The organism is Bifidobacterium felsineum, assembly GCF_002802915.1.
Taxonomy (GTDB): domain Bacteria; phylum Actinomycetota; class Actinomycetes; order Actinomycetales; family Bifidobacteriaceae; genus Bifidobacterium; species Bifidobacterium felsineum.
The window spans coordinates 79,296-94,588 of the sequence record NZ_PEBJ01000001.1 but is presented as its reverse complement, the minus strand read 5'-3'; the positions used below and the strand labels follow the sequence as shown (position 1 = coordinate 94,588).

The 15,293-nt window shown below is 59.4% G+C and carries 15 protein-coding genes; 7 read left to right on the top strand and 8 right to left on the bottom strand.

Annotation, left to right across the window (positions count from 1 at the left end; translation table 11 throughout):
• Positions 1-68: 68 nt before the first annotated feature.
• Together CSQ86_RS00360 and CSQ86_RS09765 are read right to left on the bottom strand one after the other, a co-directional pair.
• Entirely contained in the window at positions 69-797 is a 729-nt protein-coding gene (locus tag CSQ86_RS00360; protein ID WP_165773683.1) for a metallophosphoesterase, read from the bottom strand.
• Positions 727-1,068: a metallophosphoesterase family protein gene (locus CSQ86_RS09765; protein ID WP_165773682.1), complete on the bottom strand. Its 342-nt coding sequence runs from the start codon at positions 1,066-1,068 to the stop codon at positions 727-729. Before CSQ86_RS09765 ends, CSQ86_RS00360 begins: the two co-directional genes overlap by 71 nt.
• A 341-nt stretch (positions 1,069-1,409) precedes the next feature.
• Here CSQ86_RS09765 and CSQ86_RS00355 point away from each other — a divergent pair, with 341 nt between their 5' ends.
• The 3 genes from CSQ86_RS00355 (at position 1,410) to CSQ86_RS00345 (ending at position 4,507) form a co-directional block, all read left to right on the top strand.
• Positions 1,410-2,729: an ABC transporter substrate-binding protein gene (locus tag CSQ86_RS00355; RefSeq protein WP_100493195.1), complete on the top strand. Its 1,320-nt coding sequence runs from the start codon at positions 1,410-1,412 to the stop codon at positions 2,727-2,729.
• Between the two features lie 85 nt (positions 2,730-2,814).
• Positions 2,815-3,717: a carbohydrate ABC transporter permease gene (locus tag CSQ86_RS00350; RefSeq protein ID WP_243387504.1), complete on the top strand. Its 903-nt coding sequence runs from the start codon at positions 2,815-2,817 to the stop codon at positions 3,715-3,717.
• The gene (locus CSQ86_RS00345; protein WP_100493194.1) at positions 3,707-4,507 is read left to right on the top strand and encodes a carbohydrate ABC transporter permease; all 801 of its coding nucleotides are present in this window, start codon (positions 3,707-3,709) and stop codon (positions 4,505-4,507) included. The genes CSQ86_RS00350 and CSQ86_RS00345 overlap by 11 nt, the downstream gene beginning before the upstream one ends.
• Positions 4,508-4,625: 118 nt before the next feature.
• Here CSQ86_RS00345 and CSQ86_RS00340 read toward each other — a convergent pair whose 3' ends face one another.
• Positions 4,626-6,518, bottom strand: a complete 1,893-nt coding sequence (locus CSQ86_RS00340; protein ID WP_100493193.1) for an FAD-dependent oxidoreductase — start codon at positions 6,516-6,518, stop codon at positions 4,626-4,628.
• A 119-nt stretch (positions 6,519-6,637) separates the two neighbouring features.
• Entirely contained in the window at positions 6,638-7,201 is a 564-nt protein-coding gene (gene ahpC / locus CSQ86_RS00335; RefSeq protein WP_100493703.1) for an alkyl hydroperoxide reductase subunit C, read from the bottom strand.
• A 576-nt stretch (positions 7,202-7,777) separates the two neighbouring features.
• On the opposite strand from ahpC, the gene CSQ86_RS00330 reads away from it, so the two are divergent.
• From CSQ86_RS00330 to CSQ86_RS00320, 3 genes are all read left to right on the top strand, one after another.
• On the top strand, positions 7,778-8,416 hold the full coding sequence (locus tag CSQ86_RS00330; RefSeq protein ID WP_100493702.1) for a carbonic anhydrase: 639 nt from the start codon (positions 7,778-7,780) through the stop codon (positions 8,414-8,416).
• A 35-nt stretch (positions 8,417-8,451) separates the two neighbouring features.
• Positions 8,452-9,753 carry a hemolysin family protein gene (locus CSQ86_RS00325; protein ID WP_165773681.1) on the top strand — a complete coding sequence of 434 codons (1,302 nt, stop codon included), beginning with the start codon at positions 8,452-8,454 and terminating at the stop codon, positions 9,751-9,753.
• Positions 9,754-9,840: 87 nt separating this feature from the next.
• Complete coding sequence (locus CSQ86_RS00320) at positions 9,841-10,320, top strand: Dps family protein (RefSeq protein WP_100493191.1); 480 nt, start codon at positions 9,841-9,843, stop codon at positions 10,318-10,320.
• Between the two features lie 409 nt (positions 10,321-10,729).
• Here the strand turns inward: CSQ86_RS00320 and gnd are convergent, their stop codons facing one another.
• Genes gnd through CSQ86_RS00305 form a run of 3 tightly spaced genes read right to left on the bottom strand, consistent with a single transcriptional unit; the run spans position 10,730 to position 13,720 of the window.
• A complete protein-coding gene (gnd, locus tag CSQ86_RS00315; RefSeq protein WP_100493190.1) occupies positions 10,730-11,623 on the bottom strand; it encodes a phosphogluconate dehydrogenase (NAD(+)-dependent, decarboxylating) in 894 nt (297 codons plus the stop codon).
• A gap of 43 nt (positions 11,624-11,666) precedes the next feature.
• Positions 11,667-12,236, bottom strand: a complete 570-nt coding sequence (locus CSQ86_RS00310) for a gluconokinase (protein ID WP_240542200.1) — start codon at positions 12,234-12,236, stop codon at positions 11,667-11,669.
• A 56-nt stretch (positions 12,237-12,292) separates the two neighbouring features.
• The gene (locus tag CSQ86_RS00305) at positions 12,293-13,720 is read right to left on the bottom strand and encodes a GntP family permease (RefSeq protein WP_100493189.1); all 1,428 of its coding nucleotides are present in this window, start codon (positions 13,718-13,720) and stop codon (positions 12,293-12,295) included.
• Between the two features lie 170 nt (positions 13,721-13,890).
• Here CSQ86_RS00305 and CSQ86_RS00300 point away from each other — a divergent pair, with 170 nt between their 5' ends.
• Positions 13,891-14,664 carry a FadR/GntR family transcriptional regulator gene (locus tag CSQ86_RS00300; RefSeq protein WP_100493700.1) on the top strand — a complete coding sequence of 258 codons (774 nt, stop codon included), beginning with the start codon at positions 13,891-13,893 and terminating at the stop codon, positions 14,662-14,664.
• On the opposite strand, the gene CSQ86_RS00295 is transcribed toward CSQ86_RS00300, so the two are convergent.
• Positions 14,665-15,291, bottom strand: a complete 627-nt coding sequence (locus CSQ86_RS00295) for a M48 family metallopeptidase (protein ID WP_100493188.1) — start codon at positions 15,289-15,291, stop codon at positions 14,665-14,667.
• Positions 15,292-15,293: the final 2 nt, after the last annotated feature.

Below are 15,293 nucleotides of genomic sequence, written 5' to 3'. Positions count from 1 at the left end.
TAGCTTGGTAAATGTCAAGGCTGCCCGGCTCTCTTTTGAGCCGGGCAGCCTTTTGCATGGCATTGCGACTAGTCAGCGCTGGAAACGGGGGCAAGCAACGCCGGAGTAATCAGCACCTGGTCAGCGTCGGCGGCGGTCCCGCGCAACAGCACCAGGTTGCATCCATAATTGGCCGCCCACGAGTAGGTCAGATCGCGCGCGTGAAGCGGATCCTGATTGCGCGAATGCGCGCCGGCAATAGACACCGGCACCCCGGCAAACGTGGCGAAGGAGGCCAGATGCACATGGCCGCACAATATCGCACGCACCCGGCCGCGCACCACCGGTGTCAGCCATGCGGCATCGTCCGGGTGCATGTGCCATAGCCTGGCACGGTCCTGCCACGGTGCCACTGGCGGGTGATGCATCACCAGAACCGTGCTGACTGCCGCATCAGCACCGGCACCGGCCTCGTCGCCACCAGCCTCCACCGGTTCTGCCAGCAACGCATCCAGCCAAGCCAGCTGTTCGCCAAGCACCGTACCTTGGTCATCGGCGATGTCCGGGATGCTGGTGTCCAGCACAATCACGCGCAAGGTCCCGGCATCGTTGCCAGCGGGCACAGTCAGCACATAATCCACCGGATCGTTCAGTACATTGGAGCGCAGCGCGAAACGTACCCGAGAATCGCGTTCGGCCTGGGCGGCCACCGAGGCCAGCAGCACATCGCGGAAGGCTGCGCGATCGTCATGATTGCCCATCGCATACACCACCGGGCATCCCAGCTGTGCGGCGAGCGCCTCCGTGTGATCGCGCACATAGCGGTACGCCTCGCACGCACGCACGCTCGCCCACCTCGGCGTCACAGATATCGCCGCTGACCGCGATGAGATTCGGGCGCAATCCTGATTGGGCGATACGCGCGCAGTCCGCATCAAAGGCCGCGCGGGAATCATATTGGGGATTCGGACGGGCTGGGTTTGTGCCGGCCGCGGATATATGCGTATCGCTCAAGTGAATGATCAGTGCATCATCCCGATCGTCTCGTTCCTGCTGATCTGCCGCATCGTGCCGTATGGATTCGCTCATAGTGCCCGCCTTCTAAAGTCTTCGCTGGTTTCCGACCGCCTGTCATAACGCCAATGCGAGGCCAGCGCAACCGTACTTTCATCATTGCAACGAATGCGCAGCCTGGCATCACAACCGACTGTGAGCTAGGGCACAGTCCACCAACTGTTCATATTGGGGACTTGTTAGCGTTCCCAACCACCTCCCCAAGATTCACTCTGGACTGTTAAACCAGTTGCCGGCTGGGGGATGAATGCAATGCTTACTTCCCACCAGACAAGTTGCCTATACATCTGCATCATTTGTAATCACAATCCACAACCTATATAGGCAGCTTCATTGCGAATAGAAGGGGACTCATCATGAAGAAACGCACGCTTACCGCTGCCGTCGCGGCGGTAACCGCCCTACTGACGCTCGCCTCCGGCTGCGGCTCCGCACAGAGCAGCACCACCGCGGGCGACGACGGCAAGGTGGAGCTCACCTGGTACTACCCGGTTAACGTGGGCGGCGCCATCACCCAGACCATCGAAGGACTGGCCGCACAGTACACCAAGGAACATCCGAACGTCACCATCAAGCCGGTATACACCGGTGATTACGACGAGACCCGCACCAAGGTGCAGGCCGCCGTGCAGGCCAAGAAGCTGCCAGATATCGCCGTCTCCCTGTCTTCCGAGCTGTTCATCTACCGCGATATGGGCGCCATCCAGCCGCTCGACGACCTGATCAAGGCCGATTCCGACGGCCAGAAGTACCTGGATGACTTCTACCCGGCATACCTGAAGAACTCCCAGGCCGATGGCCAGACTTGGTCCATTCCATTCCAGCGCAGCACCGTGGTGATGTACTACAACAAGGACCTGTTCAAGCAGGCCGGTCTGGATCCGAACAAGCCGCCGACCAGCTGGGATGAGCTGCGCGAATACGCCAAGAAGCTCACCATCGACGGCAAGCAGTGGGGCGTCGAGCTGCCCTCCACCGTGAGCACCTACTGGATCTTCCAAGCGCTGGCCATGCAGGCAAGCGGCGAAGGCAAGAACATCATGAGCAACGACGGCAAGAAGGCGTACTTCGATACATCCGAAGACATCGATGCACTGAAGTTCATGACCGAGCTGTCCCAGAAGGACAAGGTCATGCCGACCGGCACCATCGATTGGAAGACCTCACCGAACGACTTCATCAACGGCAAGACCGCAATGCTCTACCAGACCACCGGCAACCTGACCAACATCAAGAAGAACGCCAAGTTCGACTTCGGCGTGGCCTTCCTGCCGGGCAACAAGCGCTTCGCCACCCCGACAGGCGGCGGCAACTTCTACCTGTTCAAGGGCATTTCTGAATCACACAAGAAGGCCGCGTGGGACTTCATCCGTTGGATGACCACCCCTGAGCGCGCCGCCAAGTGGAGCATCGACACCGGCTACGTCGCACCGTCCAAGAGCGCATACGACACCAAGCTGATGAAGGATTACATCGCCGGCTTCCCGCAGGCCGCCGTGGCTCGCGATCAGCTGAAGTACGCGGACAAGGAGCTCTCCACCCACAACAACGGCCAGGTCATGCAGGCGCTAAATGATGCCGTGCAGGCCGCCGTCACCGGTGAGAAGACCCCGGAGCAGGCGTTGAAGGACGCTCAGGCCAAGGCCGATCAGGCCCTTGCCCCGTTCAACAAGTAAGCCATCGCCAGTGTGTATTGCGAACGACCGTCCGTGCCATGCGGGCGGTCGTTCGCAATCGGCATGTGCATGGAAGGCATCAATCGTGAAGCAATCAACACCTATTCGCCGCCGCAGTGAAATCAGGCAGGCGCTTACCGCCGCCGCGCTGCTGCTGCCATCGTTCCTGTTCCTCGCGGTGTTCACCATCTTCCCCATCGGCCGCACCTTGGATAAGAGCCTATACAAAACCGACCTGGCGCTGCCTGAGCCGGAATTCGTCGGGCTCGGCAATTACCAGGGACTGCAGTCCGATCAGGTGTTTTGGACCGTCCTGGACAACTCGCTGATCTACGTCGTGTTCATCGTGCCGTTCAGCGTGGCGCTGGCCTTGGTGATGGCCATGATGGTCAATCGCACATTCATCGGCAACTCGCTGGTACGAGGTCTGTTCTTCTACCCGGTGATCCTCCCGCTGGTGGCCGTGGCCAACATCTGGCTGTACCTGTATTCCACGGATGGCGTGATCAGCCAGGCATTGTCGGCGGCCCATCTGATGGACCAAAGCCCCTTAAGCAACAGCGGCACAGTGAAGGCCGCGATCATCGTGATGCTGGTGTGGAAAGACGCCAGCTTCTACATGGTCTTCTATCTGGCCGCTTTGAAGAATTTGCCGCAGGACGTGTTCGAGGCGGCGGCACTGGATGGTGCGCATGGCTGGAAGATGTTCCGTTACATGACCTTCCCGCTGCTGATGCCCACCACCATGTTCTGCCTCATCATGTCCACCGCAGACGCATTCCATCTGATCGATCACCTCATCGTGATGACCCAGGGCGGACCGAACAACTCCAGTGCATCGTTGCTGTACTACATCTACCAAGTCTCGTTCCAGTTCGTGGACGGCAGCAAGGCATCCGCAGTCACCGCAGTGCTGCTGGTCATTCTGCTCATCATCTTCGGCGTGCAGATGGCCGCCACCGAAAGGAAGGCCGATTATGCAGACTGAAAATCACGTGCAGCGCGTGGCCAAAACCGCAGGCACCTGGCTGTTCGCATTCATATGGACCGTGCCGCTGATCTGGGTGGTGTGGCGCTCGCTGCGCCCTGACGGCGGCGACGGCTTCTCGCTGGCCAACTACCAGTCGGCATGGGCCACCGCGCCATTCCCCCGTTACTATCTCAATACGATTCTGATCGCCGTGGGCGTGCTGATCGCGCAGATCATCACCTCCACGCTGGCCGCCTATGCCTTTGCGCGCCTCAGGTTCCCGTTCAAGAACTTCCTGTTCGTGCTCTACCTGCTGCAGATCATGATTCCGAACGAGGTGCTGATCTTCCCGAACTATCAGACCGTAGCGGATTTCGGCCTGGTCGATACGCTGCTGGGCATTATGATCCCGTACTTCCTCTCCGCATTCGGCGTCTTCCTGCTGCGCCAGACGTTCCAAGGTGTGCCGATTGAGATTGAGGAGGCCGCGCGACTGGATGGGTGCAACACCCTGCAGGTGATCTGGCACTTCTATGTGCCGCTGGCCCGGCCGACCTATGTGGCGTTCGCGCTGGTTTCCGCCAGCCACCAGTGGAGCAACTTCCTGTGGCCTCTGGTGGTGACGAATTCGCCGGAAAACCGCCCGCTTTCGCTCGGCATGTCACTGTTCGCGAAAACCACCGAAAGCAGTGCGCAGTGGGGTCAGCTTTCCGCCGCAACCATGCTGGTAATCGCTCCGCTGCTGATCGCGTTCTTCATCTTCCAGCGGCAGTTCATCTCCAGCTTCATGATGTCCGGCGTGAAGTGATTGGAGTAGCTGCTGTCTGATGCAGTCGGATGGTAGTAACGCCTCACCAGCATAAAGGGCGGTGTATTCGTGTGAATACACCGCCCTTTTGTTGCGCTGTTTGACTTGGGACTTATGCCTATGCACCCAGCAGATCGAGCATTTGCGGGATGCTCTTCTTGCCGAATTCGACGGTCTGGCTGCCGTCGAACTTGTTGATCACGATGCAGGGCACGCTCATCGCACCGTACTGGTCCTTGAGCTCGGGGAAATGCGAGACATCGTAGGCTTCGGCGCGCACGTTCGGGTTGAGCGAGGCGATACGCTGCGAAGCGAGCACAGTCTCCGGGCACATCGTGCAGGTCAAGGAGACCAGAATCATCACGTCAAGCGGGCTGCTGATAGCTGCGATGCGTTCGCGCAAATCATCATCAAGCGGCTGTCCCGGGCCGGCCGCATTGTAGAGACCCAACACGAACGAGTTGAACTCGTGGCCGGACGGCACACCATGGAATGCAAGACCGGTGAAGGTGAGCTTGCCATCCTCGCTCGCTGTGCAGATGCGCACAGCCGGACGGGCCAGCGGCAAATCTGCGGCCACATCAAATTCAGCACGACCGGAGTCATCAAGCGAACCATAAGTAGTCAGCGCAGAGTCATCGCTCGGCAGCGAAACCTCAAGCGGCTCCCCTACCACCAAACTTGTAGGTGCAGAATCACCATTAATTGCAGTAATCAGCCCATCGGCACCGACGGCCACCGAATTCAGCTTGCCACCGGACAAGGCAACCATCTCACCGATGAATCCTTGCAATTCCGTGGAAAGCGGAGTGTTGTCGAGCTCAAGAGCCAACGTCACCGGGCGGGTCATGCGGCCGAACACCACGCTGAGCTGCTGCTTGATGGCTGCGGAGAACAGCTCGCCAGGCTTCTTGGCGGTCTGCGCGGCGGCGGCCGCAGCATCGGCGCTGCGCTTGGCCGGTGCGGGGGAAGGAGTCGTGCCTGCGGCTGCGGTCTTGGCAGCGGCCGTGGCTTCGGCCTGTTCGTAGGCGGACGTGGTCGGGCGCGGCGGCACGAGGCCGGTTTTCTCGCTCAGCTGCTTGGCGTAGCGCTCCAGTTCCACGGCTGCGATGGCACCGTCGGCGGTGGCGGTGACCACCTGACGCAGGTTCTTGACGCGCAAATCGCCGGCGGCATACACACCGGGCACCGACGTCTCCAGATAGTCGTGGGTGACTACATAGCCATGATCATCAAGCTCGACCACACCACGCACGAGGTCGGTGGCGGGCACGTAGCCAGCGAACACGAAGACACCGAACGTACCGTTGTCGGCCGGCTTCCAGGTCTCGGTTTCGCCGGTCTCACGGTTCAGAATCGTGGCTTCGCGCAAGCCGCCTTGGCCAGCAGTGACACCCTTGAGCTCAACGTTGTAACGCACGTCAATCTTCGGATTGTTCTTGGCTTCAGCGGCGACAGAGGCATCACAGGTGAAGTCGGGCTCGCGCACGAGCACGGTAACTTTGGAGGCGTACTTGGTGAGGAACACGGACTCCTCTGCCGCAGCGAAACCGCCGCCGACCACGAGCACTTCCTTACCGGTGAAGAATTCACCGTCGCAGGTGGCACAGTAGGCCACACCACGACCGGCGTATTCACGTTCGCCTTCGAAGCCGAGCTTGCGTGGAGATGCACCAGTGGCGATCAAAATGCCGAAGGTCTTGAGGTCGCCGCGCGAGGTGTGCACGGTTTTGATATCGCCCTCAACGTCAAGCCCAGTGGCCTCGGCGGAAAGGAACTCGGCACCGAAATCCTTGGCCTGCTGGCGCATGGTTTGGGTGAGCGCGCGGCCGGTGGTGCGGCCGACACCCGGATAATTCACCACTTCATTGGTGATGGTGATCTGCCCGCCGAAATCATCCTTTTCGAGGATCAACACACGGTAGCGAGCGCGGGCGAGGTATAGGCCAGCGGTCAAGCCTGCCGGTCCCCCGCCGATGACCACAACGTCATAGAGATTGTTTTGAGGCATATTTGACTCTTTCTTTCACAAATAAACAAAGAGGCTCCCTACGGGAGCCCGTTTTTATTACTGCGACGCTCGCGACGCTATCGCTGCTCGCTGCTACGAAGAGCCCACTGGGCTCTTCGTCACAGCTGGCCGACGAGGTCGAGGCTGGGCTCGATGGTCTCTTCGCCTGGGGTCCAGTTGGCGGGGCAGACCTGATCGCCGTGCTCGTAGACGAACTGGGAGGCCTGCACGCGGCGCAGCAGCTCATCGGCGTTACGGCCGACGTTGGAGCTGGTGACTTCGTAAGCCACGACCTTGCCCTCAGGGTTGATAATGAAGTCGCCACGCTCGGCCATGCCGTCAGCCTCGTTGTAGGTGTCGAGGTCGCGGGCCAGCAGGGCGGTCGGATCGGCCAGCATCGGGTACTGGATCTTGGCGATCTTCTCGCTGGCGTCATGCCAGGCCTTGTGCACGAAGTGGGTGTCGCAGGAAACGGAGTAGATCTCGCAACCGATCTTCTTGAACTCCTCGTACTTGTTGGCGAGGTCCTCGAGCTCAGTCGGGCACACGAAGGTGAAGTCAGCCGGGTAGAAGAAGAACACGGACCAGTGGCCCAGCACGTCTTCCTTGGTCACTTCATGGAATTCGTTGTTCTGGAAAGCTTGCACTTTGAAATCGGTCAGTTCATGCTGCAGCAGAGTCATCATCGGTCCTTTCAGGAATCCTGTTGCATTACCGTTTTCCATCGTAACGTGGCAGCTCCAATAACGTCTCTGTGTTCCCTATGAGCCTTATCACAGCCATATCGCTGAGGTGTTACTGGAATAGCACCACAGCGTTGTCGATTCCAGCGGTTTATTTTTTCGGAGAAAAGCCATACTTCGTGAAAAAGAGCCACTGACGATTCACCAGTGGCTTATTTTTTCGTAATACAGGGGAACTTCGTGAAAATAAGCCACTGAGTTAGTCTCAGCGGCGTCTTTTCACGAAACCTTGCCTCATCTCGAAAAAATAAGCCACTGAGAACTCATCAGCGGCACATTTTCACGAACTTAAGTCAAATCGCGAAAAAATCAGCCGGTACCACCTCTCCAGCTACTATGAGGAACTAGCAACAAGCCGATTATGGAGGTTTCATGACACAGTCGGACTTTGACAACGAAGAGAACATCGAACAGAACGTTGAGGCAGCGCAGCAGACACCGGAGCCGGCCGCGGAATTCGCCTCTCCCCTACCCAGCGAATTGCACGAATCCACCGCGAATGCCACGTGGAGCCGTATGCTCCAAGGCAACAAGCGTTTCGCCGAAGGCAAGGCCGAGCACCCTTGGCAGGATAAGGAAACCCGCCATATGCTCACCGATGGCCAGAAGCCGGACGCGGCCGTGCTCTCCTGCTCTGATTCGCGCGTGCCTCCGGAAATCATCTTCGATCAGGGTCTGGGCGACCTGTTCACCGTGCGTACTGCCGGTCAGATGATCGATGATGCGGTAATTGCATCGCTGGAATACGCGGTCAAGAAACTGCATGTGAGCCTCTTGTGCGTGCTGGGCCACGGCCGCTGCGGCGCACTGGAGGTCGCCGAGCGCGAATTCAACGAACTCGTGCGCACGGTGACCGCCGAAGCCGAGGAAAGCCAGGATTCCATCGAAGCCGAAAACATCATGGATGACTTGGATGAGCGCATCGCCCAGGCGGATTCCATTGTGTTGCGTCAGGCCGGCATTTCCGTATGGCAGGCGCGCGAGGCCGAGCTGGATTGCCTCGACGACATCGAGCGTGTGCATGTGGCGCATACCATCGAGGCTCTGGTGGAGCGCTCCGAAGTGATTCAGCAGGCGCTGGCATCCGAACAGCTCATGATTGTTGGCGCCCGCTACCAGCTCGACACCGGTCGCGTCGAAGTGCTGAGCTTCTGAGGTAATTGACTCCCCACTCCCCTAGAGTTGGTGGCATGTCTGTTGGTTTGAATGTCTTCCTGATTTTCGTCTTCCTCGTCATCGGTTCGGTGTTCTCCGGCACGGAGCTGGCGCTGGTCTCGCTGCGAGGCTCGCAGATCGAGCAGATGGAGCAGGAGGATGCGCGTGGCGCCAAAGTCGCCAAAATCGCGCGCGACCCGAACACCTTCCTGTCCACTGTGCAAATCGGCGTGACGCTCTCCGGCTTCCTGTCGGCCTCGTTTGGCGCCTCCTCTATCGCCCCGTATCTGATTCCGGTTGTAGAGGGCTGGGGCGTACCGGTCGGTATCGCCGGCGGCTTGGTGAACATTGTGCTCACCTTGATTATTTCCTACTGCTCCATCGTGATTTCGGAAATGGTGCCGAAGCGCATCGCCATGCAGCGTACGGAGCAAATCGCCCGCGCTGTGGTGCCTGCGATTGATGCATTCGCCACAATCTGCCGCCCGATTATTTGGCTGATTGGCAAGAACACGAACGGCATCGTGCGCTTGCTTGGATTTGATCCGCAGCAGACCGAGTCTGAGGTGTCCGATGATGAGCTGCGCGTACTCGTGAGCTCCAATACGAATCTTTCCAAGGATGAGCGCACGATCTTGGACGATGTGTTTGACGCTTCCGAAACGATTGTGGCCGAGGTGATGCGCCCGCGCGCCGACGTGGTGTTCATCGAAGGCGATCAGCCGATTGACGAGGCTGCCGCATTCGTGCGCGATCAGCCGTATTCCCGCTACCCGGTGACCGGCAAGGATTTCGATGATGTGATTGGCTTTGTGCACGTGCGCGACCTACTCGATGTGCGCGACCCGAATGCCAAAACCGTGCGCGATGTGGTGCGCGAAGGCATCTCGCTGCCTGGCACCTCCAAGCTGCTGCCAAGCCTAGAACTGTTGCGCAAGCGCGGTATCCATCTGGCTGTGGTCATCGATGAGTACGGCGGCACGGATGGCATCGTGACGCTGGAGGATATGACTGAGGAACTCGTGGGTGATATTCGCGACGAGTATGATCTGCCGACCGAAAAGGGCGGCGAGCGCAAGCCTCGCACGGTCTTTGTGAATGGCGTGGCCACGATTGAGGCCAGCATGACCATCGAGGATTTCGCCGATCTGACCGGCATCGAACTGGAGGATGGCCCATACGAGACGGTGGCCGGCTACTTCCTGGCCCACACCGGCAAGATGGGTGCCGTGGGCGATGTGCTTCATTCGGATGACGGCTATGACATGGTGGTCACCGAGGTCGATGGTCGTCGCATCGAAACCATCGAAGTGCGCAAGTCGTCTGAAGCACAGTGATTATTCACACGTCTGCTCCGGGCTTGTGGCGGAGGCAAACAATCTAGACTGGAATGACTGTCCCCAAACATGAAAGGAAGGAGCATCATGACACTTGCATTTGTGGTGCCGGGTCTCGATGAAGCGACCAGTGAGAAGGCCATTGCGATCTTGCAGAACCGTTTGAGCCAAGAGCAGGAGGCTGCTCTGGTGCTGAAGCACACACACTGGAACGTGACCGGCCCGAACTTCATCGCCGTGCACGAGATGCTCGATCCGGAAGTCGAATCCGTGCTGGCTCAGGCCGATGAGACCGCCGAGCGCATCGCCACGCTGGGTGGCACTCCGGACGGTCGCCCGGATGCGATTGTGCGCAATCGTACCTGGAAGTCGTTCGATGTGGAAGGTCGTGCCGGCACCGAGGAATATCTCAAGGCACTGATTGAATACTACGATGCCTTCATCGCCGAAGATCGTAAGGCTGTGGCCGAGCTGGATGAGCTGGACTTCGTCAGCTCCAACATCATTCAGGATCACGTCCAGCAGCTCGAGAAATTCCAGTGGTTCATGCGCTCTCACCTGGCGTGAGCTAAGACATGGAACTTAAGTAGGGCTAAAACCCATTATTTGTGGTCTTAGTGATCCTAAAGCTTGTCCCGGTAGTCACATCAATCGATTGGTATGGCTACCGGGACAAATTATTATGTCTCGGTAAGCAATTCTGATTGTTTTCCATGAACCGGGACAAATCCATTCATTCCCTTTTCTCCCTGCCCCGTATCAAAACCGTGGAATAAAGCCGATTCTTGATTTATGGATATGTGAATCATCACTCATCGAGCGCGAGATTCTGCCACGGTAATCGCAAAAACGCGAAAATCATCTACCGGGACACAAAAGTTGTGGCTCCCTTCCGAAGAGGGGAGCCACAACTTATGTATCCTCATCGTTGAGGATGCCAGCGATGCTGTGCAACCGCGCAATCACACGCAACCACTCAGTGCGTAGCGATTTCGTCCACCTTGGTCACATGGCCACCGAACTGGGCACGCAGTGCGGTCACGACGCGCAGAATGTCGTCGGCACCGCCGCGAGAAGTCTGGCGCTGCCACAGGGCCGCGGCAGTGGTGGGCACCGGAACGCCGAGCTCGAGGGCCGCCTCGACCATCCACTTGGCTTCACCGGACTCGTTGGCCACAGCCGGCACGCTCTTCAGCTCCGGATCCTCCTTGGTGGCGTTGTCGAGCAGATCGAGCAGCCAGCTGGCCACAACGGAACCAGTGCGCCACGAGGTCATGGTTTCGGCCGGGTTGGTGACGTATTCGCTGCGCAGCATCGTGGCGAAGCCTTCACCGAAGGCCTGCATCATGCCGTATTCGATGCCATTGTGCACCATCTTGGCAAAGTGGCCACCGCCCACCGGGCCGGCATGTACCAAACCGTACTCACCTTCCGGCTTGAGGCTTTCGAAAATCGGCAGCACAGTCTCGTAATCCTTGTCGGAACCGCCGATCATCAGCGCGTAGCCGCGTTCGGCACCCCAGACGCCGCCGGAGACACCGCAGTCCAGGAATCCAATGCCCTTTTCAGCCAAAGCGGCCGCATGCTCGCGATCTTCGGTGTACTTGGAGTTGCCGCCATCGACCACGATGTCGCCCGGCTCGAGCAGCTTGCCCAGTTGTTCCACGGTGGAATCGGTGGGTTTGCCGGCCGGCACCATCACCCACACCACGCGCGGGGCATCGAGCGCGGCCACCAGAGCTTCCAAAGAGTCCACATCACGCGCGGATTCCGGGTTCATGTCGAAGCCGACGATCTCATGGCCGTCTTCGCGCAGGCGCTTGACCATGTTGCCACCCATACGGCCGAGGCCGATCATTCCCATCTGCATTGCAATTGCCTTCTTTCGCGTTTCGTACAGCGTTGTCGATTCGTTACAGGTTCAGGGCTCCGGCCACGGCCATGGCCTCCTGATCGGGGTCGGCCAGGCCGATGTGCACGTTGACGTGCACTTCATCGCTACCCGGCTCTTCGAGGATGTCGAACTGGCTTTGCAGCATGCTCGGCTTCATGAAGTGGCCTTCGCGGTGGGAGAGGCGCTCCATTACCTCGTCGAAGGTGCCCTGCATGTAGACGAATACGACGCCCGGGCGGCGCAGCTTGTCGCGGTAGACCTTCTTCAGTGCGGAGCAGGTCACCACGGCTGCTTCGCCGGCAGCGATGCGCTCGTCAATCCAAGAGGCCAAAGTGTCGAGCCAAGGCCAGCGGTCCTCGTCGGTAAGTGGGATGCCGGCGGCCATCTTGTCGATGTTGGCCTGCGGATGGAAGTCGTCGGCTTCCGCGTACTTCAGTCCGTAGCGTTCGGTCAGGTGTGCGGCCACGGTGCTTTTGCCGCAACCGCAGACGCCCATCAGCACGATGATCGGCTTGGTGTTGGCGAAGTAGTCGGCTGGGATAGTGTTTGCAGTGATGATGTCGGCATGTGCCTCGGTTGCGATGGTCATAAGAGTCTCTTTTCGACTAAGTAGGGGAGAGGATTACGAATGATTGATGATGGCTGCTAGACCAGCGGCACGAAGATGCTGCAGATCATCACGAGGGCGAGCACCACGACGGAGAGCAGGCATTCGAGTACGGTCCAGGTCTTGAAGGTTTCACCAACCTCCAGGCCGAAGTATTCCTTGATGAGCCAGAAGCCGGCATCGTTGACATGGGAGAGGAATACAGAACCTGCGCCGATGGCGATGACCAGCAGTGCGATGGCCGGAGCGGTGACGCCCATCTGGTCAACGACCGGGCCGAGGATACCGGCGGTGGTGATGATGGCCACGGTGGCGGAACCGGTGGCGACGCGCACGAAGGCGGCGATAAGCCAGGCGAGCAGGAAGATGGAGATGGCGGAGCTTTCAACGAACTTGCCGATGATGTCGCCGATGCCGGTGTCCACCAGCACGCCCTTGTAGCCACCGCCAGCGCCGACGATGAGCAGGATGCCTGCGATGGGCGGCAGTGCAGCCTTCAGGGAGTCGTTGACGGTCTTCCAGGACATGTGGGTGGTGCGGCCGAGCACGATCATCGCGAAGATCACGGCGGTGGCCAGTGCGATGGCGGGCTTGCCGAAGAAGGCGAGGACCTGGGCGTAGACGGCCTTGGAGCCGGCTTGGTCAGGGGCCACGATTTCGAAGATGGCGTTGCCGAGCATCAGGATGGCCGGCACCAGAATGCACAGCACGGACAGGGCAAACGGCGGCTTGGTGGTGATTGGGTTGCCGTCGGCATCCACACGGCCCTTGCCGGTGTCGAAGTTCTCGGGAGCGCCGACCGGCACCCACTTGGCGGCGAACTTGGAGAACAGCGGTCCGACGAGCGCTGCGGTGATTACGGCGATGGGCAGGCCGAACATCATCGTGATGCCCACGGAACCGTTCTTGAAGCAGCTCAATGCGGCGAGCGGGCCGGGCTGAGGCGGCATGCAGGCGTGCATCACGGACAGGCCGGCGAGCGTAGGAATGGCGACGCGCATCAGCGGCAGCTTGGAGCGGCGGGTGATGAGGATAATCACCGGCACGAGCACCACGAGGCCGACTTCGAAGAACATCGGCAGGCCGATTAGGGCGCCGATCAGGGCCATGGTCCACGGAATCATCTTGGTGGAGGTCTTGGCGAGCAGCGTATCGACGATGCTGTCGGCGGCGCCGGTGTCCATCAGCACGCGGCCGAGCATGGCGCCGAGGCCGACAAGGATGCCCACGGACGCCATCGTGGAGCCGAAGGTGGTGGAGAAGCTTTCCACGGTGGCCACCGGGCCGTAGCCGGAGCCGATGCCGACCACGAGGGAGGAGATCAGCAGGGAGACGAACGGGTGCAGCTTCGCGACGGTAACCAGCAAAATCAGCACGACGATGCTGGCCACCACGCTGATGCCGAGCTGGGTGCTGTTGAGCTGGACTGCTGCGTTCGCGGCTTCAGCCAAAACAAGCGTATTCATAATCCATCTCTTCTTTGAGTAATTGTATTTGAATGACGTTTCATTGTCACCGCATACATTTCGTATGTTGTTATCTAGTATAACGGCCGATTATGGAATACGCAATACTTTTGCGCACCGGTGTGTCGAATATGTATGCCATAACCAACCGAACGTGCGATACTTGTCTTATGACTTCTGCGACTTCTCCGATTACTGCGACACCCGGTGCTACCACCGCCCACGACACCGGCAGCACCACCGAGCTTTCCCTGCATGACCGGCTCCTCGACGAGTGGGGCATGGCCGTAGTGAGCGGCGAAGTAGCCACAGGAGAACGACTGCCCGAGCCGAATATGGATGGCGACGCCGCACCTTCGCGCACGGTGACGCGCGAAGTCACGCGCGTATTGGAATCGATGGGATTGGTCAGCGTCAAACGCAAGGCCGGAGCCACTGCAAACCCAATCGAGCAGTGGAATATTCTGGATCCGCAGGTAATCCAGTGGCGACTGCGCGGTCCGCATCGCATTTCCGCACTGCATGAGCTCTCGCAGCTGCGCGCCGCCGTGGAACCCGTGGCCGCACGGCTGTCCGCCTCGCACGCCACCGCAGAGCATTGGGCCACGCTGACCCGCGCGGCCATTGAGATGGTGGCGCATTCCGATCATGCCGACGAAGCTGAGTATCTGGAAGCCGATATTCTCTTCCATCGCACATTATTGGAGGCTTCCGGAAACCTGATGTTCGCGGCGCTCGGCGACGTGATCGCCTCCACGCTGACCGGCCGCACGCAGCATGAATTGATGCCTAAGGTGGCCGATCAGACGGCACTCGGCTGGCACACCGAAGTCGCCGCGCTGATTCGCAAGGGTGATGGCGCGGCAGCCGAAGCCACCATGAGGCAAATCGTCGACGAATCCGATCAGGCCATCAGCCATATTGCCGGCGACAGCGTGCAGTAGCTACAGCACCACACGACGATTGAGATCACGGCGCAATTCGCGCCAGTTCGGCAGATAGGAGCCGATGCGCCGCTGGAAGCCCACTCCATGGCCACGCTCCCATAAGTGGGTCATTTCGTGCACCAGCACGTATTCAAGGAACCGCGGCTCCATGAGCCCCAATTGCAGATTCAGTCGAATCCGCCCGGTTTTCGGCGTACACGACCCCCAGCGCGTGGTCATCAATCGCAATGTGATGTGCGTGGGAGTTCGGCCAATCACCGGCCCCCACTGGGCCAACAGCCCCGGCAGCTGCGCATTGATATTGGCTGCAGCCTTCTTGCGCAAACCATCAGTCCAGACGAATCCAGTATGCTCCGGCTCCGACACCAATGACCGCTGCCGCGCATGCTGCATTTTGCGCACATTGCCATCAATCCAAGCCCTGCGCCCACGCACAAAATCAACAATGGTTCGCTCGCTCATGCGCTTCGGCGCCGACACCACCACGTCCCCGTTCGGCGGCTTGATGCGCAGATACATATTCTTGATGGGTTTGCGCACCACCGTAATCGACAATCCATCAACAATAAGGCTGCTGCTGGTGCTGACTGAGGAGCGGGAGCGAGATGATGGACGATACGGCATGT

Excerpts from the sequence above, each read along its gene's own strand:
- CSQ86_RS09765 (WP_165773682.1), bottom strand. The coding sequence starts at position 1,068 with ATGAGCGAATCCATACGGCACGATGCGGCAGATCAGCAGGAACGAGAC.
- CSQ86_RS00355 (WP_100493195.1), top strand. The coding sequence starts at position 1,410 with ATGAAGAAACGCACGCTTACCGCTGCCGTCGCGGCGGTAACCGCCCTA.
- CSQ86_RS00345 (WP_100493194.1), top strand. The coding sequence starts at position 3,707 with ATGCAGACTGAAAATCACGTGCAGCGCGTGGCCAAAACCGCAGGCACC.
- CSQ86_RS00340 (WP_100493193.1), bottom strand. The coding sequence starts at position 6,518 with ATGCCTCAAAACAATCTCTATGACGTTGTGGTCATCGGCGGGGGACCG.
- ahpC (WP_100493703.1), bottom strand. The coding sequence starts at position 7,201 with ATGACTCTGCTGCAGCATGAACTGACCGATTTCAAAGTGCAAGCTTTC.
- CSQ86_RS00330 (WP_100493702.1), top strand. The coding sequence starts at position 7,778 with ATGCTCCAAGGCAACAAGCGTTTCGCCGAAGGCAAGGCCGAGCACCCT.
- CSQ86_RS00325 (WP_165773681.1), top strand. The coding sequence starts at position 8,452 with ATGTCTGTTGGTTTGAATGTCTTCCTGATTTTCGTCTTCCTCGTCATC.
- CSQ86_RS00320 (WP_100493191.1), top strand. The coding sequence starts at position 9,841 with ATGACACTTGCATTTGTGGTGCCGGGTCTCGATGAAGCGACCAGTGAG.
- gnd (WP_100493190.1), bottom strand. The coding sequence starts at position 11,623 with ATGCAGATGGGAATGATCGGCCTCGGCCGTATGGGTGGCAACATGGTC.
- CSQ86_RS00310 (WP_240542200.1), bottom strand. The coding sequence starts at position 12,236 with ATGACCATCGCAACCGAGGCACATGCCGACATCATCACTGCAAACACT.
- CSQ86_RS00305 (WP_100493189.1), bottom strand. The coding sequence starts at position 13,720 with ATGAATACGCTTGTTTTGGCTGAAGCCGCGAACGCAGCAGTCCAGCTC.
- CSQ86_RS00300 (WP_100493700.1), top strand. The coding sequence starts at position 13,891 with ATGACTTCTGCGACTTCTCCGATTACTGCGACACCCGGTGCTACCACC.
- CSQ86_RS00295 (WP_100493188.1), bottom strand. The coding sequence starts at position 15,291 with ATGCCGTATCGTCCATCATCTCGCTCCCGCTCCTCAGTCAGCACCAGC.